Raw genomic sequence first — 23612 nt, 5'->3', positions numbered from 1 at the left:
GCCACTGTGTGATTCCAGGGTGGCGCGTTCCACGGAAAATTGAACTTGCGTTTCACAGAGTGAGACGTGAGTATCGTTGCATGGACAACAGTAGCGGCGTCGGCGTTCTGGACAAGGCGGCCCTTGTCCTGAGCGCTCTGGAGTCCGGTCCGGCCACCCTCGCGGGTCTGGTCGGGGCCACCGGACTGGCACGGCCCACGGCCCATCGGCTGGCCGTGGCTCTGGAACACCACCGCATGGTGGCACGCGACATGCAGGGCCGTTTCATTCTCGGCCCCCGGCTCGCGGAACTGGCCGCGGCGGCCGGCGAGGACCGCCTGCTCGCGACGGCGGGCCCGGTGCTCACGCACCTGCGGGACATCACCGGCGAGAGCGCGCAGCTCTATCGCCGCCAGGGTGACATGCGGATCTGCGTGGCCGCGGCGGAACGGCTGTCCGGCCTGCGGGACACCGTCCCGGTCGGCTCGACCCTCACGATGAAGGCCGGCTCCTCGGCTCAGATCCTCATGGCCTGGGAGGAGCCGGAGCGGCTGCACCGCGGCCTCCAGGGCGCCCGCTTCACGGCGACGGCCCTCTCCGGCGTCCGCCGCCGCGGCTGGGCCCAGTCCATCGGCGAACGCGAGCCGGGCGTCGCCTCGGTGTCGGCGCCGGTGCGGGGGCCCTCCAACCGCGTGGTCGCCGCCGTGTCCGTCTCCGGCCCGATCGAGCGCCTGACCCGGCACCCGGGCCGCATGCACGCCCAGGCGGTCATCGACGCGGCGGGCCGCCTCTCCGAGGCCCTGCGCCGCACCGGCTGAGCACCGAAACGAACGCCCCCGTCAGAAGAGCCCGGCCCCAACGCCGCGGCCGGCCTTCTTCCCGACGGGAGTGGAGCGCCCCGCAAGGGGCGCGGGGAACCGCGCGATCAGCCACATACCGCTGGCACTCGATCACCCTGCGCAGCCCAACGGCGAAGGATGTGCCCCCACAGGCCGTCAGCCGTCCGCGACGCCGTCGTGGCTTGTCGCGCAGTTCCCCGCGCCCCTACGAGGCGCTCCTGTCAGCGCCTCGGTAAGCGAACCGGTCCTTCGCGTAGCGGCCCCTGCGCTCCACGGGTACCGTCCCGCTCGCCGCGCCCAGGCCGAACTCCGGCATGTCGAAGTAGATCGACTCGTACGAGCCCTCGGGTGCGACGTACGTCTCGTGCCACAGGCCCACGTGCTGCCGCAGCTTCCCCGCCCGCTCCTTGCGGTTCACGATGCTCCACATCCCGTGGTGGAGCAGGTCCGGCGAACTCGCGTACGCGTACAGCTTCTCCTTGGACTCCCAGTACTGGACGACGTAGTACGTCCGCGGCGAGGCCGTCAGCAGGACGCGCCCCAGCAGCCCCCGGTCAGGGTTCCGCGCAAGCTCCCCCAGCATGCGGAACATGGACAGCATGACCGGGAGCCACTGGTGCACCGCCCAGAAGTGATTGACGCGCATGCCGATCAGCAGCACCACCGCGTCACCCTCACGCGCCGCGGTCGTACGGCCCGGAATCGGTCTGGCGACCATGCGAAACACCCCCGGTCCCTGTCGGATAGCGTCACTATCCTTCTGTCGGTGCTTGGATAGTGGCACTTACCAAGGAGAGGCGCAAGAGATGCGGCTGGCCCGGTTGAGCGAGCGCAGCGGGGTGCCCGTCGCGACGATCAAGTACTACCTGCGCGAGGGGCTGTTGCCGCCCGGCCGCCAGGTCAACACCACGACCGCGGAGTACGACGAGGAGCACCTGCGCCGGCTGCGGCTGGTCCGGGCGATGATCCAGGTGGGCCGGGTGCCGGTGGCGAAGGTGCGCGAGGTGCTCGGGCACGTGGACGACGAGTCGCTGGGCCGCACGATCAGGGTGGGCGCCGCACTGTGGGCACTGCCGCAGGTACCGGAGCCGGACGAGGACGACGAGTACGTCCGGGCCGCGCACCGGGAGGTGGGCGCCCTGCTGTCGACCCTGGGCTGGGAGAACGCCAAGCAGCTCACGACCATCTCCCCGGCGTACCGCCAGCTGGTGGTCGCGGTGGCCGCGTTCCGCCGGCTCGGCTACGACTGGGACAGTGAACTCCTGGTGACCCGGGCGAGGTTGATGCACCAGGCGGCGATCGCCGATCTGGACTTCCTGGAGACGCATCCGTCGGAGGAGGAGAAGGTGGCGGCCGCGGTGGCCAGCGCGGTGCTGGTGGAGCCGATGCTCCAGGCGCTGCACCGGCTGGCCCAGGAGGAGGAGACGGCCCGGCGCTACGGCTTCGAGTAGGCCTCGGACACGCCGAAGGGCCCTCCGCCTGAGCGAAGGGCCCTTCGTCCCGTACCCCCGACCGGATTCGAACCGGCGCTACCGCCTTGAGAGGGCGGCGTGCTAGGCCGCTACACAACGGGGGCGTGGATCTTACAAGCGCCAATGTGCGACGCCGCAGATCCGAGCTGGTCTACCTGGACTCGAACCAAGACTAACTGAACCAGAATCAGTCGTGCTGCCAATTACACCATAGACCAATGATGGTTTAGACCAGTTCGTACCCCCGACCGGATTCGAACCGGCGCTACCGCCTTGAGAGGGCGGCGTGCTAGGCCGCTACACAACGGGGGCCCTAGCGATCATCCGTAGACGATCTCCGTACCCCCGACCGGATTCGAACCGGCGCTACTGCCTTGAGAGGGCAGCGTGCTAGGCCGCTACACAACGGGGGCTTTGTGGATGTGATCCACGCGTGCAGATGAGCTCTGCGAGCTGGCCTACCTGGACTCGAACCAAGACTAACTGAACCAGAATCAGTCGTGCTGCCAATTACACCATAGGCCACTGGAACGCAAGCCCCTGAGGGGTTCTTGTTCTAGTTTCGCTCCTCCGGTTCCGGCCTTTCGGCCCGCTCCCCGGCGGCGCAGGAAGAACATTACCTGAAGGTGGACGGGGCTCCAAAACGGGTATCGGCGCGGAGGATCGCGGGCAGTTCGGCGAGGGAGGCGATCCTGTGCGGTCCGACGGGCGCGTTGCCTCCCGCGGCGGCACCGTGGCGGTCGATCCACACGGACAGCAGTCCGGCGTCGACGGCGCCGCGTGCGTCGATCTCCGGGTGGTCACCGACGTACGCGACCTCGTGCGGGGCGAGTTCCAGCGCGTCACAGGCCGCCAGGAAGGCGCCGGCTGCGGGCTTGGAGACGCCGAGTTCGGCGGCGCACAGGATGACCTCGAACCGGTCGTGCACACCGAGCGTGCGCAGTTTGTGGTCCTGGACGTGCAGGCTGGAGTTGGACAGCACGGCGTGCCGGTAGTCGGCGGCCAGCGCGTCCAGGACCGGCAGGACGTCCGGGAAGAGGGCCCAGGCGGCCTCGTAGTACGTCCGGTACCGGCGGAACCAGTCGTCGGCCTCGTCGCCGCTCAGCGCCTCGCCGAGGAACACCCGGATCCGCTCCCGGCGCTGCTCCTCGAAGGACAGCTCCCCCGCCGAGAACCGCGCCCACTGCCGGTCGGTGATCGACCGCCACCGCACCAGCGCCGCCTCGGCGCTCTCGTACGCCGCCAGCAGTCCCTCCGCCGCGAGATGCGCCCGCATGCCCTCGCGGTCGGCGGTGGTGTAGTCGAAGAGCGTGTCGTCCACGTCCCAGACCACGGCTCTGATCGTCATACCGCCGACGGTACCCGCTGGGTACGACGAAGGGGCGGCCCCGGGATGAACCGGAGCCGCCCCGTCACACGGGCGTGCCCTACGCGGCCAGCCTCGCCAGCGCCGCGTCGATCCGGGCCAGGGTCTTCTCCTTGCCCAGGACCTCCAGGGACTCGAAGAGCGGCAGGCCGACGGTGCGGCCCGTGACGGCCACCCGGACCGGCGCCTGGGCCTTGCCGAGCTTGAGGCCGTGGGCCTCGCCGGCGGCCAGGACGGCCTCCTTCAGGGACTCCGGGGAGGTCCAGTCGGCGGCCTCCAGCTTCTCGCGGGCCGTGGCGAGGAGGGCGTCGCTGCCCTCCTTCATCGCCTTGGTCCAGGACGCCTCGTCCTGGACCGGCTCGGGGAGGAACAGGAAGTCGACGTTGTCGGTGATCTCGGAGAGGACCTTCAGGCGGGTCTGGGCGTGCGGGGCGATCGCCTCCCACTTCGACTCGTCGAAGTCCTCGGGGGCCCAGGGGGCGAAGGGCGCCTTCAGCCAGGGGGCGCAGCGCTCCGTGAAGTCCTTCACGTCCAGCATGCGGATGTGGTCGGCGTTGATCGCCTCGCACTTCTTCAGGTCGAAGCGGGCCGGGTTGGGGTTCACGTCGGCGATGTCGAAGGCGGCCACCATCTCGTCGACGGAGAAGATGTCCTGGTCCGCGGAGAGCGACCAGCCCAGCAGGGAGAGGTAGTTGAGCAGGCCCTCGGGCAGGAAGCCCTGCTCGCGGTAGAGGTTCAGGGACGCCTGCGGGTCGCGCTTGGAGAGCTTCTTGTTGCCCTCGCCCATGACGTACGGCAGGTGGCCGAAGGCCGGCGTCCGCTTGGCGATGCCCAGCTCGGTCAGCGCCTTGTAGAGGGCGACCTGGCGCGGGGTGGAGGAGAGCAGGTCCTCGCCGCGCAGGACGTGGGTGATCTCCATCAGGGCGTCGTCGACCGGGTTGACCAGCGTGTACAGCGGGGCGCCGTTGGCGCGGACGATGCCGTAGTCCGGGACGTTCTCGGGGGTGAAGGTCAGCTCGCCGCGGACCAGGTCCGTGAAGGTGATCGTCTCGTCCGGCATCCGGAAGCGGACGATGGGCGCCCGGCCCTGGGCCTGGTACTCCTCGACCTGCTCGGCGGTGAGGTCACGGCAGTGGCCGTCGTAGCCGGACGGCCTGCCGGCGGCGCGGGCGGCCTCGCGGCGGCTGTCCAGCTCCTCCTGGGAGCAGTAGCAGCGGTAGGCGTGACCGGCGTCCAGCAGCCGCTGCGCGACGTCCCGGTAGATGTCCATGCGCTGCGACTGGCGGTACGGCGCGTGCGGGCCGCCGACCTCGGGGCCCTCGTCCCAGTCGAAGCCGAGCCAGCGCATCGCGTCGAGCAGCTGGTTGTACGACTCCTCGGAGTCGCGGGCCGCGTCCGTGTCCTCGATGCGGAAGACCAGGGTGCCCTTGTGGTGCCGGGCGAACGCCCAGTTGAACAGGGCGGTGCGGACCAGGCCCACGTGGGGGTTACCGGTGGGCGAGGGGCAGAAACGGACGCGAACGGGGGAGCCGGGTGCGCTAGCCACGCTTGACAACCTTGTTGGTGAGAGTGCCGATGCCTTCGATGGTGACGGCGACCTCGTCGCCGACGTTGAGGGGGCCGACCCCTGCCGGGGTGCCGGTGAGGATCACGTCGCCGGGCAGCAGCGTCATGGCCTCGGTGATGTGGACGATCAGGTCCGCGATCGGGTGGATCATCTCGCTCGTACGGCCGAGCTGGCGCTGTTCGCCGTTGACGGTGAGCTGGAGCGTCAGGTCGGACGCGGTGGCGAGGTCGAGGTCCGTCTCCACCCAGGGGCCGAGCGGGCAGGAGGTGTCGAAGCCCTTGGCGCGGGCCCACTGCTTCTCGCGCTTCTGGACGTCACGGGCGGTGACGTCGTTGGCGCAGGTGTAGCCGAAGATGACGTCCGCCACGCGCTCGCGCGGGACCTCGCGGCACATACGGCCGATGACCACGGCCAGTTCGGCCTCGTGGTGGAGTTCCTCGGAGAAGGCGGGGTACTGGATCGCGTCGCCGGGGCCGATCACCGAGGTGGACGGCTTGAAGAAGGCGAAGGGGGCGTCCGGGACCTCGTTGCCCAGCTCCCGCGCGTGCTCCGCGTAGTTGCGGCCGTAGGCCACGACCTTGTTGGGGAGCACCGGCGGGAGGAGCCTGACCTTGCTCAGCGGGACCTTGGTCCCGGAGAGCTCGAAGTCGGCGAACGGAATGCCCTTGATGATGTCGAGGACGAGTTCGTCCTGCTTGTCGCCCTCGACGGCGCCGAAGGCGACGTTCCCGTCGATGGAGAACCTGGCGATGCGCACGGGATCCTGGCGCCCCTCACTGAGCCGGCTGGAGTCTGACGCTCCAGGCTAACGCGGGGCGGGGCGCCCGCCGTGGAATAACCCAGGTGACTGAGTGGCCGGCGCTCCGCTCCCGTATAGCTCGGTGGTCCCGCCTCTAGTCGGCGACCGGGGTCCCGGCCGGGAGCTCCATGAGGATCGTGCGCCGCGGGTTGGCGGTCTGGGCGGGGAGGTCGAGGGAGTGCTCGGGCAGTACGGGGGTCCCCAGTTCCTCGGCGTCCTCGAGGTGGGCGAGGGTGGTGCGCCGGGGGTTGGCTATGTTGCGGAACATCATCGTCGTCTTCACGGTTGTCGTGGACCCCGTCGTGTGTGGGTTGGCAGAGACTTCCCTCTTGTAAAGCGCCAGGCTAAACATCGAATTCCCGACGGAAGTCGCCAAGTAGCCGTGATCCGGGTGTGAGTTTGCTCACGAAGCAGGGGACAAAGCGGTCATTCCTCGCCGGCAACTTGGGGAAACGAAACGGACATTGACGAACTGAACCTGTCATTCCGCTCCTGATCATGGCGACTGGGACACGCTCCGCCCGCTCTCCCCTGGCAGGCATACGTCCGTTATGTACGCGATCAGCCTCGACATCTCGTAACGTGTCACTCACACGCTGTCACGGAGGTCACAGCTCGGCCCACGGCCCTTGTTGGAGATCCGGCACTGTGCTGGAATTCCACGGAACCGCCGCAGGATCGAGCCGGCGCGCAGGGGGCGCAACGCAGCGCCGAGTGGCGGCGAGACAGGGGGAGCCAGCGCCGGTCACACTCACGACCAACAGGGGGCGTATTCAGGGCGCTCCCCCTACAACGCCGACACCGTGTCCCTCCATTCAGCGGAGGGGCGCCTGGTCCAGAGGTTGCGACGCTAGTGCAGGGACGTTTCAAGAGGGATGGCAGCGCTCCGGCGGAGCCGGAGGCGCACGGCGGGACCGACCGCGGTTCCTCGCCCCAGCACGCCCAGAACCCGGGCCACGCCCCGGTCGGCGGTGGTGACGGCGGTGAGCGCCCCGGGCGTCCCGCCGTGTCCGCTTCTCCGGGGTCTCCGGGATCTCCGGGGTCCACCGGATCCACGGGCCCCCAGCCGACCGCGACGCCCGCGCCGGCGATCAAGCCCCCGAAGGGCCCGTCCAACCCGGGCTCGCGCATAGCCCTGCGCAACTGGCGCATCTCCACGCGCCTGGTGTCGCTGCTCGCGCTCCCCGTGGTGGCGGCGACGACACTCGGCGCGGTCCGCATCAACCAGTCGCTCGACGACATCCAGCAGCTCGACAACATGAAGCTGCTGACGGACATGACCACGCAGGCCACCGAGCTGGCCCAGACGCTCCAGAACGAGCGTGACAAGTCGGCGGGTCCCCTGGCCCACGGCGCGTCGACCAGCGACGTCACGGTCAAGGGTCTGGAGCAGGCGACCGACCGGGCCCGCGAGAACTTCCTCAACGCCTCCGAGGAGATCGACACCGCGAGCAAGAACGGTCAGCTCCAGGGCGTCCGTGACAGCCTCGTCGGTCTGGCCGGTCAGCTCGACGACCTGGCGAAGATCCGCAAGGACGCCTATCAGCAGAAGGAGAACTCGACCCAGACGGTCGAGTCCTACCACCGGCTGATCACCCAGCTGATCGACCTCTCGCAGGACATGGCGCAGGCCTCCAGCAACCCGGAGATGATCCAGCGCACCCGCGCCCTGGCGGCGTTCTCCACCGCCAAGGAGTACGCGTCCGTGCAGCGCGCCGTCATCGCCGCGGCCCTGCCCGCCAACAACACGAGCACCGGCGACCTCTCCGAGAACGACCGCCTCTACGGCGAGTCGGCCCAGGAGAGCGAGACCTCCGAACTCACGATCTTCCGGAAGATCTACGTCGGCAACGCGGCCGAACTGCTCAAGCCGATCGACGAGAACAACCCGACGATCGAGGCCGCGAACACCTACGCCAAGCGTGCCCTCGGCGCCCAGAACGGTCTGAACGAGCTCTCCAAGCGGTCGTACCTCGACTGGGTGGACGACAGCTCGACCAAGATCGACCAGATGCAGAAGATCGAGCACACGCTCCTCGAGGACATGGAGCAGAAGGCCCGCGAGCTGCGCTCCTCCTCGCAGCAGGAAGCGATCATCTCCGGTGCGCTGATCCTGCTCGTCCTCGGTGTGTCGCTGGTCGGCGCCTTCATCGTGGCCCGCTCCATGATCCGCTCGCTGCGCCGCCTCCAGGAGACCGCCACCAAGGTCGCCCAGGACCGGCTGCCCGAGCTGGTCAAGCAGCTCTCCGAGTCCGACCCGCAGGACGTCGACACGTCCGTGGAGTCGGTCGGTGTGCACTCCCGGGACGAGATCGGCCAGGTGGCCGCGGCCTTCGACGACGTGCACCGCGAGGCCGTCCGCCTCGCCGCCGAGCAGGCCCTCCTCCGGGGCAACGTCAACGCGATGTTCACCAACCTCTCGCGCCGCTCCCAGGGCCTCATCCAGCGTCAGCTCTCGCTCATCTCCGAACTGGAGTCCCGCGAGGCCGACCCGGACCAGCTGTCCTCCCTCTTCAAGCTCGACCACCTCGCGACGCGTATGCGCCGTAACGGTGAAAACCTTCTGGTTCTCGCGGGTGAGGAGCCCGGCCGCCGCTGGACCCGCCCGGTCCCGCTGGTCGACGTGCTCCGCGCCGCCGCCTCCGAGGTGGAGCAGTACGAGCGCATCGAACTGGCCGCCGTGCCGACCACCGAAGTGGCCGGCCGCGTGGTCAACGACCTCGTGCACCTGCTCGCCGAGCTGCTCGAGAACGCCACGTCGTTCTCCTCGCCCCAGACCAAGGTCAAGGTCACCGGTCACGCCCTGCCCGACGGCCGGGTACTGATCGAGATCCACGACACCGGTATCGGCCTCTCCCCCGAGGACCTCGCGGCGATCAACGAGCGGCTCGCCTCGCCGCCCACCGTGGACGTCTCCGTCTCCCGCCGCATGGGCCTCTTCGTGGTCGGTCGTCTGTCGCAGCGGCACGGCATCCGCATCCAGCTGCGCCCCTCCGACTCCGGTGGTACGACCGCGCTGGTCATGCTCCCGGTCGACGTCGCCCAGGGCGGCAAGAAGCCCGCTCCCGGCAAGCCCGGTGCCCCGGCGCAGTCCGGCGGTCCGGCCGCCGCGCAGGCCGCGGCCGGTGCCGCGGCGGCCCGACGGGGCAACGGCCAGGGCGGTGCGCCCGGTTCGCTCGGCGCGGGTGCCCCCGCCCCGGCCCTCGGCGGCGGTGCCGCCGGCGGCTCGCGCGGTGGCGCCCTCGGTTCCGGCGGGCCCTCCGGCGGCGGAGTGCTCGGTGCCGGTGCGGCCCCGCGCGGCCAGGTCGGCGCGGGCCAGGGTCCCCGGGCCGCGCTGCCCGGCGCGGGCCCGAACGGCGGTCGTCCCGGTGCGCCGGGCGGCCCGCGCGGCCCCCAGGGTCCGCAGCAGGGCGGCCGGCAGAACGGCGGGGCCTTCGGCAACCAGGACGCGTTCGGCAACCAGCAGGACTCCTTCGGTGGTCAGGACGCCTTCGGCAACCGCGGCGCGGTTCCGCCGCAGCGCACCGCGAACCCCTCCGACCAGGGCCGTCAGCCGCAGCTGCCGCCGCGCGGCGGTCCGCGGGCCGAACTGCCCGGCGGCAACCCGCAGGCGGCCCGGCCCAGCTGGAGCGACGACAACGCCCAGCCGCCGCTCTCCCGTGCCTCGCTGGACGCCCCGCGCGGCCACGACGAGCAGGACCAGGGCCACACCGCGCCGATGCCCCGCGTCGACGACCGGCACGACCTCGGCGCCACCTCGCAGATGCCGGCCATCCCGCAGGGCCCGTCGGCGACCGGTGAGTTCCCGCGCCCGGACTTCAACGTCCCGGGCGGCAACCAGAACACCGGCTCGTACCCCCGCCCGGGGCTGAACGGCCAGCAGGACACCGGTTCCTTCCCGCGTCCGAACGTGAACGGCCAGCAGGACCAGGGGCAGCAGTTCGTCCGCTCCGATGTCTTCGGCACCCCGTCCGGGCAGCCCGGCAACCCCCAGAACACCGGCCAGTTCGCCGCTCCGCAGGCCTACGACAACGGCTCCACGGGCCAGTTCGCCACCCCGTCCTTCGACGGCGGCGCCACCGGCCAGCACTCGCTGCCCGGCCGCCAGAACGGTTACGCGGGCAACGGCCAGAACGGCAACGGCCAGCACGGCACGGGGCAGTTCGAGCGTCCGGGGACCAACGGCCGCGGGATGGACTTCGGCGCCGCACAGCGCCCGTCGATGCCGTCCGCGCCGCCGGCCCGCCCGGTCCGCCAGGAGCCGGAGGCGCTGCCGCCGGCCAGCGGCCCCGGTGACGGTCGTACCCCGCTGTACGACACGCTGGAGACCAACTGGTTCCACGGCGGCCAGCAGGACCAGCACCCGCAGAGCAACGGCTCGCACAACGGCACGCCGGCGGGCAACGGCTCCGCGCCGCTCCCGCCCGTCCCCGTACAGCCGCCGGCCCCCGCGGCCGCGGCCCCCCAGCGTTCCGCGACCAGCTCCTGGCGCCCTTCGCCCAACGACGATCTCGTCCGTCAGGCGGAGCGCGTACGGCAGCCGGCCGCGGGCGGTGTCACCACCTCCGGGCTGCCGCGGCGAGTGCCCCGGGCGAACCTCGTACCGGGTACCGCACAGCAGCAGCAACAGCACCAAGCAGGTCCGCAGGTCTCGCGTTCGCCTGATGACGTCCGTGGCCGGCTGACCAATCTCCGTCGGGGTATCGCGCAGGGCAGGCAGGCCGCACCCGGCCCGCAGACCGGCAGCTTCCCGAGCCCCACTCACCAGCAGGAGCGTTAGTTGAGTCCGATGAGCCAGGCGGCACAGAACCTCAACTGGTTGATCACCAACTTCGTGGACAACACCCCTGGTGTGTCCCACACCGTCGTCGTGTCCGCCGACGGCCTCCTTCTGGCGATGTCCGAAGGCTTCCCCCGTGACCGTGCCGACCAGCTGGCGGCCGTCGCGTCCGGGCTCACCTCGCTGACGGCCGGGGCCTCCCGGATCTTCGAGGGCGGCAACGTGGCGCAGACGGTCGTCGAGATGGAACGCGGCTTTCTCTTCCTGATGTCCATCTCCGACGGCTCGTCCCTCGCGGTGCTGGCCCACCCGGAGTGTGACATCGGCCTCGTCGGCTACGAGATGGCACTGCTGGTCGACCGCGCGGGCGCGGTGCTCACGCCCGACCTGCGCGCCGAACTGCAAGGCAGTCTGCTCCACTGACAGCCTGGATCCAACCCACCTCACCAAATCACCGTCCGGCCGCCACAATCCCCCCACCGGCCACGTCCGACGGCACGACTGACCGACTTGCTGTCCCGCCCGGAGGAACGATGACCCCGCCCACCGCCTCTCATGATCCGTACGCGGAGCCGTACGGGGACGAGGGCGACCAGCCGCTGGTACGTCCTTACGCGATGACCGGCGGCCGGACCCGGCCGCGCTACCAGCTCGCCATCGAGGCGCTGATCAGCACGACGGCCGACCCGGCAGCGCTCATGGGGCTGCTCCCGGAGCACCAGCGCATCTGCCACCTGTGCCGCGAGGTGAAGTCGGTGGCCGAGGTGTCGGCTCTGCTCGCCATGCCGCTGGGTGTGGCCCGGATCCTGGTGGCCGACCTCGCCGAGGCCGGCCTGGTCGCCATCCACCAGCCGGGCGGCGACGAGAACAACGGCGGCGCTCCGGACGTGACGCTGCTCGAAAGGGTGCTCAGTGGACTTCGCAAGCTCTGACGGAGGCCGGGCCACCACCTCCGCGAAGATCGTGGTGGCGGGCGGCTTCGGCGTCGGCAAGACCACGTTCGTGGGAGCGGTCTCCGAGATCAACCCGCTGCGCACGGAGGCCGTGATGACGTCCGCCTCGGCGGGCATCGACGACCTGACCCACACCGGGGACAAGACCACCACCACGGTGGCCATGGACTTCGGCCGCATCACGCTCGACCAGGACCTGATCCTGTACCTGTTCGGCACGCCCGGCCAGGACCGCTTCTGGTTCATGTGGGACGACCTGGTGCGGGGCGCCATCGGCGCCGTCGTGCTGGTGGACACCCGTCGGCTCGCGGACTGCTTCCCGGCGGTGGACTACTTCGAGAACAGCGGTCTGCCGTTCGTCATCGCGCTCAACGGCTTCGACGGGCACCAGCCCTACACGCCCGAAGAGGTGCGCGAGGCGCTCCAGATCGGTCCGGACGCGCCCATCATCACGACCGACGCCCGGCACCGGGCGGACGCGAAGAGCGCGCTCATCACGCTGGTCGAGCACGCGCTCATGGCACGGCTGCGGTAGCGGCCGGGCCGTACTCAAATCCGTCGTCGTGTACGGCAGTTGTCGTAACAAAACCGGAGCCGGCTGTGGCCTTTGACACGGTCGGCTCCGGTGTTCATAACGTTTCGGCAGAGGAATCCGGTGGTATCGCCACGCGTCGTTGTCACGCGGTACCGCTGCGCTCACAACAGCCCCGCCTTTTGGCGGGGCTCGCTCTTTATGACCGTTTTATCTGGGGCTTACATCAGCGTACTCCGGTGGTTTCCACTGTTTGGAAGAGCGCAGGGCCCCGTGCTGGAATGCCTGAACTGCCCAATAGTCAAAGACGTACTGAGTAGTGGTCTGTGACACACCGGGCTCTGAGAGACTGCGGCACGACGACAGGTGCCCGCCGCCGAGAGGTTGTTGGTCGAGTGAGGCGAAGCAAGAACGGTCCCGAGCCGTCGGCGCGGGGCAACTTCACCCCGCCGCCGCGCGCTGCGGCGCCCACCCCTGTGCCAGCCGCGGAACCACCGGCCGCGCCCGCGAAGAGCGGCGGCCGTTTCTCGCCGCGGAACTGGCGTGTGCCGACCAGGCTGAACGCGATCCTGCTCATACCCGTGGCCGTCGGCCTGGTCATGGGCGGCTTCCAGGTGAAGAGCTCCATCGACACCTGGCAGGAGGCCCGGGACGCGGAGAACACCGCGCGCCTGGTCCGCGCCGCCCTCACCTATGCCGACGCCCTCTACAACGAGCGTGACGTCAGCGCGGCGCCGATCCTGCTCAACAAGAACAAGCAGGTCGTCACCCAGGCTCGGGCGCAGACCGACAAGGCCGCCGACGCCTTCGACGCCGCCGCGCAGAACATGCCGCAGAAAGCCGGTCTGGAACGCCGTCTGAAACTGTTCCGCGAGGCCGAGCCGAAACTCACCAACCTCCGTGAGGCGGCGTACACCACCAAGCTCACCGGTGTGCAGACCGAAGAGGGCTACGTCGAGGTCGCCCACCCCCTGATGGAGTTCGCCAACGAACTCGGTCTGGGCACCGGAAACATCACCTCCTACGGCCGTACCGTCTACGCCATCTCGCTCACCAAGGCGGCGCTGTCGCTGGAGCGGTCGATCGGCATGCAGCTGCTGCTCAAGCCGGGACCGGACGCCGGCAACCTGGCCTCCCAGCGGGTCGCCCTCTCCTCTTACGCCTACCTGGAGGGCATCGCCGTCGAGGAGTACGTCGGCGGTGGCACCGAGGCGGACGCGCAGAAGCTGACCGACCTCACCAAGAAGATCAAGTCCGACGGCGCGGCCCTGGTGCAGCAGGCCAAGGCCAAGGACCCGAACTACGTGGCCCCGCCCTCCGGCGACACCGCGATGGTCACGGCGCTGGCGACGCTGAAGGACACCGACACGTCCACCCGTCAGGCGCTGGCCGCCAAGGGCGTCACCGCCGACAACTGGTGGACGGTCAACACCCTCAAGTACAACGCCTACCGCACCATCGAGTCGGACATGGCCGACAAGGCGGTGGAGGAGGCCTCCGGCATCGCCGACGACGCCAAGACCTCCGCGTTCATCACCGGTGCCGCGGTCGTGGTCGCCCTGCTCGCCGCGTTCATCCTGGCCGGCATGGTGGCCCGCCAGATGTCCCGCTCGATGCGCCAGCTGCGCAACGCCGCCTTCGGCATCGCCGAGCAGCGCCTGCCGATGCTGGTCGACCAGCTCTCCCGCACCGACCCGGGCCGGGTCGACACCCGGGTGGCGCCGATCCCGATCAGCACGACCGACGAGATCGGCGAGGTCGCCCGCGCCTTCGACCAGGTCCACCGCGAGGCCGTCCGGCTCGCCGCCGAGCAGGCCCTGCTGCGGGGCAACATCAACGCGATCTTCACCAACCTGTCGCGCCGCAACCAGTCGCTGATCGAGGGCCAGCTGACCCTGATCACCGACCTGGAGAACAACGAGGCCGACCCGGACCAGCTGGAGAACCTCTTCCGGCTGGACCACCTCGCGACCCGTATGCGCCGCAACGGCGAGAACCTCCTGGTCCTCGCCGGCGAGGAGCCCGGCCGCCGCTGGGACCAGCCGGTCCCGCTGGTCGACGTGCTGCGCGCCGCCTCCTCCGAGGTGGAGCAGTACGAGCGCATCGAGCTCTCCGGCGTCCCGGAGGCCGAGATCCACGGCCGCGCGGTCACCGACCTCGTGCACCTGCTGGCCGAGCTCCTGGAGAACGCGACGACGTTCTCCTCCCCGCAGACCAAGGTCCGCGTCACCGCGACCCGTCTTCCCGACGGCCGCGTCATGATCGAGATCCACGACAAGGGCATCGGCCTCACCGCCGAGGACTTCGCGGACATCAACCACAAGCTGGCCAACCCGCCGACCGTGGACGCCGCGATCTCCCAGCGCATGGGTCTGTTCGTGGTCGGCCGGCTGTCCGACCGGCACGGCATCCGGGTCCAGCTGCGGCCCTCCGGCGAGCAGGCCGGCACCACCTCGCTGGTCATGCTGCCGGACGCGATCACGCACGGCGGTGGCGGCGAACAGCAGTTGGACCGCGATGAGTTCACGGTCTCGCAGATCATCCCGGAGCAGCAGTTCCAGGGTGAGAACTTCCAGCAGCCGCAGCTCCAGCCGATGCGCACCGCGGCCGAGCTCGGCTTCGACGACAGCCGCTACGTGGACGTCCCCGACGACATCCGCGACCTGGATCCGGTCGGCCGCTCCCTGATGCGTGAGGAGCGCCGTGCGGCCCTGGAGGCCCAGGCGCAGCCCCCGCAGGGCGCCCAGCTCCCGGGAGCCCCCCAGGAGACCGCCGAGATCCCGGCGTACACCGACGAGTTCGACAGCGGCCGGCACGGTCGACACGAATACGACAACGGCGGTACGGGCTTCCAGGAGCAGCCCACGGGCTACGACGCGCAGCCGGCGTACCAGGAGCAGCCGCAGAGCCCGTACGACGAGCAGTTCTACGCGCCGAACGGCGGCCTGCCGCAGCAGGACCCGTTCTCCGCCGAGGCGTTCCCGGCCGGCGGCGGCTACCCGGAGCCCGCGTTCGCGGAACCGGTCCAGGAGGACCCGGCGGCCGCGCAGGCCGCCGCCGAGGCCTACGGGACCTTCGGGGAGCAGGCCTACCAGGACGACTGGCCGCAGCAGGACGGTTACCAGAACGGCTACCCGGCCCAGTACGCTCCCGAAGCGGAGTCGACGCAGGCCGGTGACGTGGAGTCGCGGAACCGCGTAGGCTTCGACCGTCCGGGCGCGGCCCCCGCCGCCGGTCACCAGCTGACCGACGCCGGGCTGCCCCGCCGGGGTTCCGTCGGCGGCACGAGCGGTTCGAACGGCGCGGCTCCCGCGCCGCAGGCCGCGGCACCGGCCGCTCCGGCGGCCCCGGCCGCGGAGCCGGGCGGCGACGACTCCTGGCGTTCGCAGAACGACGAGCGCTGGCAGCAGGCGTCGCAGCTGCGCAAGCCCAAGGCGGGCGGGGTCACCTCCTCCGGCCTGCCGAGGCGGGTACCCAAGGCCAACCTGGTCGAGGGAGCCGCCGCGAGCACCCCTCAGGGGGGCCCACAGGTCTCCCGCGCCCCGGAGGACGTCCGGGGCAGGCTGAGCAACCTGCGCAGGGGCGTCCAGCGCGGACGCAGCGCAGGCAGTGAAACGAACGGCCAGGGCTTCGGTCCTGACAGCACCTACAACCAGGAGCGTTAGTGTGAGCCCGATGAGCCAGGCGGCACAGAACCTGAACTGGTTGATCACCAACTTCGTGGACAACACCCCGGGGGTGTCCCACACGGTGGTGGTCTCCGCCGACGGACTCCTTCTGGCGATGTCCGAAGGCTTCCCCCGCGACCGCGCCGACCAGCTCGCGGCCGTCGCCTCCGGTCTGACGTCTCTGACGGCAGGCGCCTCCCGGATCTTCGAGGGCGGCAGCGTGAATCAGACGGTTGTGGAGATGGAGCGGGGGTTCATGTTCATCATGTCCATTTCCGATGGTTCCTCGCTCGCGGTTCTGGCCCACCCCGAGGCCGATATCGGTCTGGTTGGGTACGAGATGGCCCTTTTGGTCGACCGCGCGGGCACGGTTCTTACCCCGGATCTGCGTGCGGAACTCCAGGGAAGCCTTCTCAACTAATAGTCAGACGGTGCGTTTTGGCGTCCCGGGGCCGTAAGGTTTCGGGACGCGGCTCCACAAGGATGGGTGCCCGGCACGGTCGGAGGAGGAGAGAAAGTGGCAACACCCCCAGGCGGTTCTAATAACGGCAACTGGTCGTACGGGCCTGCGCAGGGCCAGGGCGACGGTTCCGGGAACCGGTACAACTTCCCCTCCACGCCGAGCCACCGGCAGCCGTACGCGCCGCAGGGCCCCGGCCCCTCGCCGTACGACCAGCCGCCGGCGCCGCGCATCCAGCCGGTGCAGCCGCAGCGCCGCCCCGACTCGGCCCCGGCCTCGGGGTCGAACAACCCCTTGGTGCGTCCGTACGCCATGACCGGTGGCCGGACCCGCCCGCGGTACCAGCTCGCCATCGAGGCGCTGGTGCACACCACCGCGCAGCCGCACCAGATGCAGGGCCAGCTGCCCGAGCATCAGCGGATCTGCAACCTCTGCCGGGAGATCAAGTCGGTGGCCGAAGTCTCGGCCCTGCTGTCGATCCCACTCGGCGTGGCCAGGATCCTCGTCGCCGACTTGGCGGAGGCGGGCCTGGTCGCCATCCATCAGCCCGGCGGCGACGAGAACGCCGGCGGCCAGCCAGACGTGACACTGCTCGAAAGGGTGCTCAGTGGACTTCGCAAGCTCTAGCGGCGGTCCTTCCCGCTCCACCACCTCCGCGAAGATCGTGGTGGCGGGCGGCTTCGGCGTGGGCAAGACCACGTTCGTCGGTGCCGTCTCGGAGATCAACCCGCTGCGCACAGAGGCCGTGATGACGTCCGCGTCTGCCGGCATCGACGACCTCACCCACACCGGGGACAAGACGACCACCACGGTCGCCATGGACTTCGGCCGTATCACCCTGGACCAGGACCTGATCCTGTACCTGTTCGGCACGCCCGGCCAGGACCGCTTCTGGTTCATGTGGGACGACCTGGTACGCGGCGCCATCGGCGCGATCGTGCTGGTCGACACCCGCCGGCTCGCCGACTGCTTCCCGGCGGTCGACTACTTCGAGAACTCCGGCCTGCCGTTCGTCATCGCCCTCAACGGCTTCGACGGCAACCAGCCGTACAACCCCGAAGAGGTCCGCGAGGCGCTTCAGATCGGCCCGGACACGCCGATCATCACGACGGACGCGAGGCATCGTGCCGATGCGAAGTCGGCGCTGATCACGCTGGTCGAGCACGCTCTCATGGCTCGACTGCGGTAGTTTCCGGCCGCCGGGCCGCCACGGCCGGCCGCTCGCCGACTGCGGGTGGTTCGTGGCTTCCTCCCCCAGCCTTCGGCCGGGGGGCCGGGGGCACCCCAGCGCCCCTGAAGGGGCGCGTGCAGGGCCCCTTCCTGTGAAGGGGCCCGAACTTTTCCCCCGACGCCCCTGTCCTTCTCCCCTCACTGTCTCGCCTCCGCACCAGTCACCGTCTCACCTCCGCACCAGTTCTTTTCCCGCCGCAACGGCGCCGAGCCCCAGCGGCGGTGTCCGGCCGTGCCGGACCGGCCTGAGAGCCCTGGCGCACACGGAAGAAGGGCCCCTCTCCAGCGAGAGGGGCCCTTCTTCTACGTGCTGTCGGCCGGGCGGCGCGGCCTAGCCGTGCCAGCTGTGCGGGGCGCGGAAGCCGTTCTCGCGCTCCAGGCGGCGCCAGCCGGCCTTGGCGCGGCCTCGGTGGGTCTGCTCGGTGTCGGCGGTCGGCCGGGCGGCCGCGCGGGCCAGGAGGACCGCCGTGATGGCGGCGACTTCCTCCGGGTCGGCGTTGCCCTTCTCGACGCGGATGTCAGGCACGTTCATGGGTGTCAGTCTCCGTGAGAGAGGTTTCCGCAGGATTACTGCGGGGGGTTGCCGTGCTTACGGGACGGCAGGTCGGCGTGCTTGGTGTGCAGCATCGCGAGCGACCTGGCGAGCACCTCGCGTGTCTCGGCCGGGTCGATGACGTCGTCGACCAGGCCGCGCTCGGCCGCGTAGTAGGGGTGCATGAGCTCGGCCTTGTACTCCTTGACCATCTTCTGCCGCATGGCCTCGGGGTCCTCGGCGGAGGCGATCTGCCGGCGGAAGATCACGTTGGCCGCACCCTCGGCGCCCATGACCGCGATCTCGTTCGTCGGCCAGGCGTACGTCAGGTCGGCGCCGATCGACTGGGAGTCCATGACGATGTAGGCACCTCCGTACGCCTTGCGCAGGATCAGGGAGATCCGGGGCACGGTCGCGTTGCAGTAGGCGTAGAGGAGCTTGGCGCCGTGCCGGATGATCCCGCCGTGCTCCTGGTCGACGCCGGGCAGGAAGCCCGGTACGTCCAGGAAGGTGACGATCGGAACATTGAAAGCGTCACACATCTGAACAAAGCGCGCAGCTTTTTCGCTCGCCTCGATGTCCAGGACGCCCGCCAGGACCTGCGGCTGGTTGGCGACGATGCCGACGACCTGGCCGTCGATGCGGGCCAGCGCGCAGATGATGTTCCGCGCCCAGCGCTCGTGGACCTCCAGGTACTCGCCGTCGTCGACGATCTCCTCGATGACCTTGGCCATGTCGTACGGCCGGTTGCCGTCGGCCGGGACCAGGTCCAGGAGGACGTCGCTGCGGCGGTCGAGGGGGTCCGTGGACTCGACGCGCGGCGGGTTCTCACGGTTGTTCTGCGGGAGGAGCGAGAGGAGGTAACGGACCTCCGCGATGCAGGTCTCCTCGTCGTCGTAGGCGAAGTGGCAGACGCCGGAGGTCTCCGCGTGGACGTCGGCGCCGCCGAGCCCGTTCTGGGTGATCTCCTCGCCGGTGACCGCCTTGACGACGTCCGGTCCCGTGATGAACATCTGCGAGGTCTCGCGGACCATGAAGACGAAGTCGGTGAGGGCGGGGCTGTAGGCCGCGCCGCCCGCGCACGGGCCGAGCATCACGGAGATCTGCGGGATGACGCCGGAGGCCTTGGTGTTGCGCTGGAAGATGCCGCCGTACCCGGCGAGGGCCGAGACGCCCTCCTGGATACGGGCGCCGGCGCCGTCGTTCAGCGACACCAGCGGAGCGCCGGCCGCGATGGCCATGTCCATGATCTTGTGGATCTTGGTGGCGTGGGCCTCGCCCAGCGCGCCGCCGAAGATCCGGAAGTCATGGGCGTAGACGAAGACCGTGCGGCCGTCGACCGTGCCCCAGCCGGTGATGACACCGTCGGTGTAGGGCTTCTTGGCCTCCAGGCCGAACCCGACCGCGCGGTGCCGGCGCAGTTGCTCGACCTCCTGGAAGGAACCCGGGTCCAGAAGCAGCTCGATGCGCTCCCGGGCCGTCAGCTTGCCCTTGGCGTGCTGCGCCTCGGTCGCCTTCTCGCTGGGTCCGGCCACGGCCACCGCACGGATCTCGTGCAGCTCGGCGACCCGCCCGCGCGCGTCCGTCGGTTCGCCGGTGGGCTCGCCCGTCGTCTCTTCCAAAACGGTCATGTAGCGACCTTACGAAGGACACCAAGGAATGCGAGACGTCGACTCCGTACAGTCTCCGGCGCGTTTTCCTGGAAGCACTGAACAGAACCAGAACGGCATGCAGCCGTTCCGACTGCTCAGAGGGCCTCACCGTTGTAGGGGTGACACAAAGAGGCCAGCCGAGAGACGCCTCACATTCGCAGGCGGTCCATACCCTCCCCGGAGTGACGGACCACTCCGACAGACCCTAACCGCACCCGCGCCACCACGTCCCGTCGCGGTGCCTCGCGCCACACGGAGCGCTACGCTGCGTAATGAGCGCGACACGTCGGCGGATGATGTTGAAGGTTGAACGGAATAGGTCTACGGTGGGATCCGTTGAGTTCGTTGAATGTTAAACATCAACGCCCCGCGTCTTCGGCATCACCGCTCCGGAGTCGCGACCCGTCCCCTTCAAGGAGCACCCCATGGGCATCTTCGGCCGCAAGAGCGACGACACCACCGAGGCCGGCGCGGGCGCCGACCTGGCCGCGCTGACCGGCGACTACACCATCGACCCGGCGCACAGCACGCTCGGCTTCGTGGCCCGGCACGCGATGGTCACCAACGTCAAGGGCAGCTTCCAGGAGTTCGAGGGCACCCTGCACCTCGACGGTTCGGACCCCGCGAAGTCCACCGCCTCCCTGGACATCCAGATGGCCAGCATCACCACGGGCAGCCCCGACCGCGACGGCCACCTGAAGTCGGCCGACTTCTTCAAGACGGACGAGTTCCCGACGATGACCTTCCGGTCCACCAAGGCGGAGGCCCTGGGCGACGAGGACTACCGCATCACCGGTGACCTCACCATCCTCGGTGTCACCAAGCCGGTCACCATCGACCTGGAGTTCAACGGCGCCGCCAAGGACCCGTTCGGCAACGAGCGCGTCGGTTTCGAGGGCAAGGCCGAGATCAAGCGCTCCGACTGGGGCGTGACCTGGAACGCGGCGCTGGAGACCGGTGGCGTCCTCGTCTCCGACAAGATCAAGCTGAACTTCGACATCTCGGCGATCAAGAACGCGTGACCCGACGGCGCGGAACCGCCGGAAGCACCCGTGGCTTCCGAGCCCGTCCCGCCGCCACAGGCCCCGCCACCGTGCGCCGCGCCGGGCGCCCCGCCCCCGCGCGCCCCTGCCCGTAGCGCCCGTCCTCCGCTGTCCCGCACGGAGTCCGGGCGCTCGGTCATGTCCGCGGCTCCCGCGACCGCGAAAGCCGGTCCAGAGCGGCCGCCGGCCGGGCCGCCCGGCCTCGCGGTGGCGCACCGCAGGGCGGGCACAGGCCGGGACCCGTCCTCGTGGATGCCGCGTTCCCTGGCCCGGCCGAGTGTGGTTCGCTGCTGGGGTGACTCAGGACCTGGAGATCGTCGCGTTCGCATCCGCCGAGGCGTTCGAGGCGTGGCTCGATGAGAACCACGCCGTCTCGCCCGGCATCTGGCTCAAGCTCCGCAAGAAGGGCCCCGGCATCGTCGCGCTGGACTACGCGCAGGCGCTCGACGTGGCGCTCTGCTACGGCTGGATCGACGGCCAGAAGGCCAAGGTCGACGACCAGTGGTGGACCCAGCGGTTCACCCCGCGCAAGCCGCGCAGCAGGTGGTCCAAGATCAACCGGGACAAGGTGGCCGCTCTGATCGAGCAGGGCCGGATGCGTCCGCCGGGGCAGGCCGAGGTCGACCGCGCCAAGGCGGACGGCCGCTGGGAGGCGGCCTACGACGGTGCGAAGACCGCCACGGTGCCGGACGACCTCGCGGCGGCCCTGACCGCCACCCCGGGCGCGGCGGAGTTCTTCGGGACACTGGACCGGCAGAACCGCTACGCGATCCTGTACCGGATCCAGGACGCCAAGAAGCCCGAGACCCGGGCACGCCGGATCGAGACGTACGTGGCGATGCTCGCGAAGGGCGAGAAGCTGCACCCGTAGTCACGGGGAGAAGGTCGCCGGACGCAGGTGAACGGGCTTGTTCCCAAGGCTGGTTGGGTTCCTGCGGTCGCCTGTCTGCTCGCAGCGGATGGCAGTGCCGTCCCGGCCAGGACGTCCGCCGTCCTCACATGCCGGCTAGCCGGTTGATGGCGCGGCTGGTCAGGATGGCGGGTTCGGTGTTCTCCGGGTGGCTGAGGACTATCGCCGCGCGCCCGATGGCCTCGGTCGAGGTGGCCCAGTCGGGAAACGCCCGGCGCAGCACAGGGAAGAGCGGGCTGGTCACCGTGTAGAACGCGTGTGCCGCCGCGGAGGAGCCGCGGGCGCCGTTGAGGGGGCGGATGTAGCCGGGCCGCAGGATGTGTGTGCGCATCGGAAGGGCCAGGAGCGCGTTCTCGGCCGCGCCTTTGACCCGAGCCCACATCACGGAGCTCTTCTCCGTGCTGTCGGCGCTGCGTCCGGAGACGTAGACGAAGGCCGGCCTGTTGCCCGCTGCCAGCAGGGTGTGCGCCGCCGCGAGCGCGTGGTCACGGGTCACACGGGTGTAGTCCGCTTCCGTGGTGCCCGCCGACGAGGTGCCGATCGCGTAATGGCAGGCGTCGACCCCCTTGAGTTCCTCGCGGAGCGGAGTCAGATCGGTGAAGTCCTGGTGGAGCAGCACACGCACCTTGGGATGGGTCAGAGCAGGTGTACGGCGGGCGACAACCGTGACGGTGTCGATGCGGGCGTCGGCGATGCAGGCGTGGAGCATGCCGTGGCCGACCATGCCGGTGGCGCCGAGAAGGAGAACGTGCACTGGGAGCTTCCCCTGTCCATGGGTGAGAACGACGGTGAGCCCGGACGGGCCGGCACCCGTGCCGGCTATGCGGCGCCATGGGAGAGCAGGCTGCGGGCGCAGTCGACCACGGTCTCGCGGGCCGGGCGCGGCTGCCAGCCGAGGACGGTGTGTGCCTTGGCCGTGCTGTGCCGGTTGCGGCGCCCGAGCGCTGGGGCGATCTCACCCATGGCGGGGTTACCACGGACGACCTCGTCGGGGATCTCCTGGGCGGAGACCCGCTCGCCGTCCTCGCCGAGTTCTTCCCTGAGGGCGTGGGCCATGTCCAGCATCCAGGTGAACTCGCCCGTGGCGAGGAAGCGTTCACCCGCGGCCTTGGGGGAGGTCATGGTGCGGACGTGGATGTCGGCGAGGTCGCGGACGTCCACGATCTCGAGGCCGATGCGGGGTACGCCGTTCATGGTGCCGGTGAGCATCTGCTGGATGATGCCGACCGAGCCGATGGTGTTCGTGGCCAGGATCGGGCCGAAGACGGCGCCGGGCAGGACGGTGGTGAGTTCGGTGGGGCCGTCGTGGGAGGCCATGTAGTCCCAGGCGGCGCGCTCGGCGAGGGTCTTGGAGCGGCGGTAGGGGATCAGGGTCGGGTCGTCGGGGTCGGTCCACAGGGTCTCGTCGGTGACACCCTCCTCGGCGTAGGAGGAGGGGCTGGCGGCGTTCGCCGCGGAGGTCATCACCACGCGCCGCACCTCGGCCCCGGCGGCGGCACGCAGGACACGCAGGGCGCCGTCGCGTGCGGGGGCGATGAGGGCCTCGGGATCGCCGACGTCCGCGCCGCCCATGGGGGAGGCGACGTGCAGGACGAAGTCCACGCCCCTGACGGCCGCGTCCCAGCCCTCGTCCGCGGTGAGGTCGGCGATCGCGAACTCGAGGCGGTCGTCCGCGTCCACCTGGGTGGCGACGGCGTCGCGCACCGCCTGTTCCCTGCCGTGGTCGCGCACGGTGGTGCGTACGCGGTAGCCGCGGTGCAGCAGCTCGGCGATGCACCAGCCCCCGACGTATCCGGTGCCTCCGGTGACCAGAACCGTTTCCGGCATGAC

At 70.1% G+C, this 23612-nt stretch carries 21 protein-coding genes and 5 tRNA genes; 12 read left to right on the top strand and 14 right to left on the bottom strand.

Features of this window, described 5'->3' with window-relative positions; translation table 11 throughout:
• The first annotated feature begins 80 nt into the window (after positions 1-80).
• Positions 81-797, top strand: coding sequence for an IclR family transcriptional regulator NdgR (gene ndgR, locus AAW13_RS14390; RefSeq protein ID WP_003993203.1), 717 nt, complete (start codon positions 81-83; stop codon positions 795-797).
• Between the two features lie 226 nt (positions 798-1023).
• Here ndgR and AAW13_RS14385 read toward each other — a convergent pair whose 3' ends face one another.
• On the bottom strand, positions 1024-1536 hold the full coding sequence (locus AAW13_RS14385; RefSeq protein ID WP_046733959.1) for a DUF4188 domain-containing protein: 513 nt from the start codon (positions 1534-1536) through the stop codon (positions 1024-1026).
• 88 nt (positions 1537-1624) lie between these two features.
• On the opposite strand from AAW13_RS14385, the gene AAW13_RS14380 reads away from it, so the two are divergent.
• A complete protein-coding gene (locus AAW13_RS14380; RefSeq protein ID WP_046733958.1) occupies positions 1625-2269 on the top strand; it encodes a MerR family transcriptional regulator in 645 nt (214 codons plus the stop codon).
• 52 nt (positions 2270-2321) lie between these two features.
• Here the strand turns inward: AAW13_RS14380 and AAW13_RS14375 are convergent.
• The 9 genes from AAW13_RS14375 to AAW13_RS14335 form a co-directional block, all read right to left on the bottom strand.
• A tRNA-Glu gene (locus tag AAW13_RS14375) sits at positions 2322-2394 on the bottom strand.
• A gap of 42 nt (positions 2395-2436) precedes the next feature.
• Positions 2437-2508, bottom strand: a tRNA-Gln gene (locus tag AAW13_RS14370).
• Between the two features lie 21 nt (positions 2509-2529).
• Positions 2530-2602: transfer RNA gene (locus AAW13_RS14365), tRNA-Glu, on the bottom strand.
• A gap of 28 nt (positions 2603-2630) precedes the next feature.
• Positions 2631-2703 (bottom strand) — tRNA-Glu (locus AAW13_RS14360).
• Positions 2704-2743: 40 nt separating this feature from the next.
• Positions 2744-2815: transfer RNA gene (locus AAW13_RS14355), tRNA-Gln, on the bottom strand.
• Between the two features lie 91 nt (positions 2816-2906).
• Positions 2907-3638 (bottom strand): HAD family hydrolase, encoded by a 732-nt coding sequence (locus AAW13_RS14350; protein WP_046733957.1) that lies wholly within the window; start codon positions 3636-3638, stop codon positions 2907-2909.
• Between the two features lie 79 nt (positions 3639-3717).
• Entirely contained in the window at positions 3718-5202 is a 1485-nt protein-coding gene (gene gltX, locus AAW13_RS14345; protein ID WP_071659548.1) for a glutamate--tRNA ligase, read from the bottom strand.
• The gene (locus tag AAW13_RS14340; RefSeq protein ID WP_046733955.1) at positions 5195-5980 is read right to left on the bottom strand and encodes a fumarylacetoacetate hydrolase family protein; all 786 of its coding nucleotides are present in this window, start codon (positions 5978-5980) and stop codon (positions 5195-5197) included. Before AAW13_RS14340 ends, gltX begins: the two co-directional genes overlap by 8 nt.
• 136 nt (positions 5981-6116) lie before the next feature.
• Positions 6117-6305: a hypothetical protein gene (locus AAW13_RS14335; protein WP_046733954.1), complete on the bottom strand. Its 189-nt coding sequence runs from the start codon at positions 6303-6305 to the stop codon at positions 6117-6119.
• 570 nt (positions 6306-6875) lie between these two features.
• Between AAW13_RS14335 and AAW13_RS14330 the strand changes: the two genes are divergently transcribed.
• The 8 genes from AAW13_RS14330 to AAW13_RS14295 all read left to right on the top strand — a co-directional run bounded on the left by AAW13_RS14330 (position 6876) and on the right by AAW13_RS14295 (position 17604).
• Positions 6876-10802, top strand: coding sequence for a sensor histidine kinase (locus tag AAW13_RS14330; protein WP_107483325.1), 3927 nt, complete (start codon positions 6876-6878; stop codon positions 10800-10802).
• A 9-nt stretch (positions 10803-10811) separates the two neighbouring features.
• Entirely contained in the window at positions 10812-11225 is a 414-nt protein-coding gene (locus tag AAW13_RS14325; protein WP_030382516.1) for a roadblock/LC7 domain-containing protein, read from the top strand.
• 110 nt (positions 11226-11335) lie between these two features.
• Positions 11336-11734, top strand: coding sequence for a DUF742 domain-containing protein (locus AAW13_RS14320; RefSeq protein ID WP_019058642.1), 399 nt, complete (start codon positions 11336-11338; stop codon positions 11732-11734).
• Complete coding sequence (locus tag AAW13_RS14315; RefSeq protein WP_046729249.1) at positions 11715-12290, top strand: GTP-binding protein; 576 nt, start codon at positions 11715-11717, stop codon at positions 12288-12290. The genes AAW13_RS14320 and AAW13_RS14315 overlap by 20 nt, the downstream gene beginning before the upstream one ends.
• Positions 12291-12682: 392 nt before the next feature.
• Positions 12683-15952, top strand: coding sequence for a sensor histidine kinase (locus AAW13_RS14310; RefSeq protein WP_071659547.1), 3270 nt, complete (start codon positions 12683-12685; stop codon positions 15950-15952).
• Between the two features lie 10 nt (positions 15953-15962).
• Positions 15963-16376 carry a roadblock/LC7 domain-containing protein gene (locus tag AAW13_RS14305; RefSeq protein ID WP_046729253.1) on the top strand — a complete coding sequence of 138 codons (414 nt, stop codon included), beginning with the start codon at positions 15963-15965 and terminating at the stop codon, positions 16374-16376.
• A 96-nt stretch (positions 16377-16472) separates the two neighbouring features.
• A complete protein-coding gene (locus AAW13_RS14300) occupies positions 16473-17042 on the top strand; it encodes a DUF742 domain-containing protein (protein ID WP_046729247.1) in 570 nt (189 codons plus the stop codon).
• Positions 17023-17604 (top strand): GTP-binding protein, encoded by a 582-nt coding sequence (locus tag AAW13_RS14295; RefSeq protein ID WP_046729246.1) that lies wholly within the window; start codon positions 17023-17025, stop codon positions 17602-17604. Before AAW13_RS14300 ends, AAW13_RS14295 begins: the two co-directional genes overlap by 20 nt.
• 372 nt (positions 17605-17976) lie before the next feature.
• On the opposite strand, the gene AAW13_RS14290 is transcribed toward AAW13_RS14295, so the two are convergent.
• Both AAW13_RS14290 and AAW13_RS14285 read right to left on the bottom strand, forming a co-directional pair.
• Entirely contained in the window at positions 17977-18177 is a 201-nt protein-coding gene (locus AAW13_RS14290) for an acyl-CoA carboxylase subunit epsilon (protein WP_046729245.1), read from the bottom strand.
• A 35-nt stretch (positions 18178-18212) separates the two neighbouring features.
• Positions 18213-19808, bottom strand: a complete 1596-nt coding sequence (locus AAW13_RS14285; RefSeq protein ID WP_046729244.1) for an acyl-CoA carboxylase subunit beta — start codon at positions 19806-19808, stop codon at positions 18213-18215.
• Between the two features lie 446 nt (positions 19809-20254).
• On the opposite strand from AAW13_RS14285, the gene AAW13_RS14280 reads away from it, so the two are divergent.
• Positions 20255-20851, top strand: coding sequence for a YceI family protein (locus AAW13_RS14280; RefSeq protein WP_046729243.1), 597 nt, complete (start codon positions 20255-20257; stop codon positions 20849-20851).
• 298 nt (positions 20852-21149) lie between these two features.
• The gene (locus AAW13_RS14275; RefSeq protein WP_046729242.1) at positions 21150-21743 is read left to right on the top strand and encodes a YdeI/OmpD-associated family protein; all 594 of its coding nucleotides are present in this window, start codon (positions 21150-21152) and stop codon (positions 21741-21743) included.
• A 124-nt stretch (positions 21744-21867) separates the two neighbouring features.
• Here AAW13_RS14275 and AAW13_RS14270 read toward each other — a convergent pair whose 3' ends face one another.
• The gene (locus AAW13_RS14270) at positions 21868-22536 is read right to left on the bottom strand and encodes an NAD-dependent epimerase/dehydratase family protein (RefSeq protein WP_052768540.1); all 669 of its coding nucleotides are present in this window, start codon (positions 22534-22536) and stop codon (positions 21868-21870) included.
• 65 nt (positions 22537-22601) lie between these two features.
• Entirely contained in the window at positions 22602-23609 is a 1008-nt protein-coding gene (locus AAW13_RS14265) for an NAD-dependent epimerase/dehydratase family protein (RefSeq protein WP_046729241.1), read from the bottom strand.
• Positions 23610-23612: the final 3 nt, after the last annotated feature.

This window comes from Streptomyces humi, assembly GCF_001005085.2.
Lineage (GTDB): Bacteria > Actinomycetota > Actinomycetes > Streptomycetales > Streptomycetaceae > Streptomyces > Streptomyces humi.
The sequence above is the reverse complement of the archived record's forward strand: the minus strand, read 5'-3'. Positions and strand labels throughout refer to the sequence as shown.

Bases quoted from the DNA above. Each gene is read 5' to 3' on its own strand.
- ndgR (WP_003993203.1), top strand. From the start codon at position 81: ATGGACAACAGTAGCGGCGTCGGCGTTCTGGACAAGGCGGCCCTTGTC.
- AAW13_RS14385 (WP_046733959.1), bottom strand. From the start codon at position 1,536: ATGGTCGCCAGACCGATTCCGGGCCGTACGACCGCGGCGCGTGAGGGT.
- AAW13_RS14380 (WP_046733958.1), top strand. From the start codon at position 1,625: ATGCGGCTGGCCCGGTTGAGCGAGCGCAGCGGGGTGCCCGTCGCGACG.
- AAW13_RS14350 (WP_046733957.1), bottom strand. From the start codon at position 3,638: ATGACGATCAGAGCCGTGGTCTGGGACGTGGACGACACGCTCTTCGAC.
- AAW13_RS14325 (WP_030382516.1), top strand. From the start codon at position 10,812: ATGAGCCAGGCGGCACAGAACCTCAACTGGTTGATCACCAACTTCGTG.
- AAW13_RS14320 (WP_019058642.1), top strand. From the start codon at position 11,336: ATGACCCCGCCCACCGCCTCTCATGATCCGTACGCGGAGCCGTACGGG.
- AAW13_RS14305 (WP_046729253.1), top strand. From the start codon at position 15,963: ATGAGCCAGGCGGCACAGAACCTGAACTGGTTGATCACCAACTTCGTG.
- AAW13_RS14290 (WP_046729245.1), bottom strand. From the start codon at position 18,177: ATGAACGTGCCTGACATCCGCGTCGAGAAGGGCAACGCCGACCCGGAG.
- AAW13_RS14285 (WP_046729244.1), bottom strand. From the start codon at position 19,808: ATGACCGTTTTGGAAGAGACGACGGGCGAGCCCACCGGCGAACCGACG.
- AAW13_RS14280 (WP_046729243.1), top strand. From the start codon at position 20,255: ATGGGCATCTTCGGCCGCAAGAGCGACGACACCACCGAGGCCGGCGCG.
- AAW13_RS14265 (WP_046729241.1), bottom strand. From the start codon at position 23,609: ATGCCGGAAACGGTTCTGGTCACCGGAGGCACCGGATACGTCGGGGGC.